This window comes from Pseudomonas putida, assembly GCF_028682475.1.
GTDB lineage: Bacteria > Pseudomonadota > Gammaproteobacteria > Pseudomonadales > Pseudomonadaceae > Aquipseudomonas > Aquipseudomonas putida_AG.
Genome location: NZ_JANHLE010000143.1, coordinates 1 through 278, shown reverse-complemented (window position 1 = coordinate 278; position 278 = coordinate 1). Strand labels below are relative to the sequence as shown.

The 278-nt window shown below is 68.3% G+C and carries 1 protein-coding gene; it reads right to left on the bottom strand.

The features are described 5' to 3' along the window. On the bottom strand, window positions 1-278 hold a 278-nt coding region (locus NPS47_RS25555), incomplete at both ends, for a hypothetical protein (RefSeq protein ID WP_274297462.1).

Below are 278 nucleotides of genomic sequence, written 5' to 3'. Positions count from 1 at the left end.
ACGCGCAACCAGCTCGCCTCCGGCGGCACCGGCGGCACCCGCAGCGGCCGAGTTGCCCTGGGCCTGGGCGACCACGGCGCCCAGCACGGCGTGAGCCATGACATTGAGCGCGGCGTTGTCGCCCGTGGACTTTTTGATGAGCTGCGCCAGATACGGCGCCGAGGCCCCAGCCAATGCCGAGCCGATATCGCCACCGGCCAAGCCCTGCAAGGCAGCCGTCACCGCCTGGGTGACACGTTGGTAATCACCACTGGTGCCGTATTTGCCCATGATCCGCT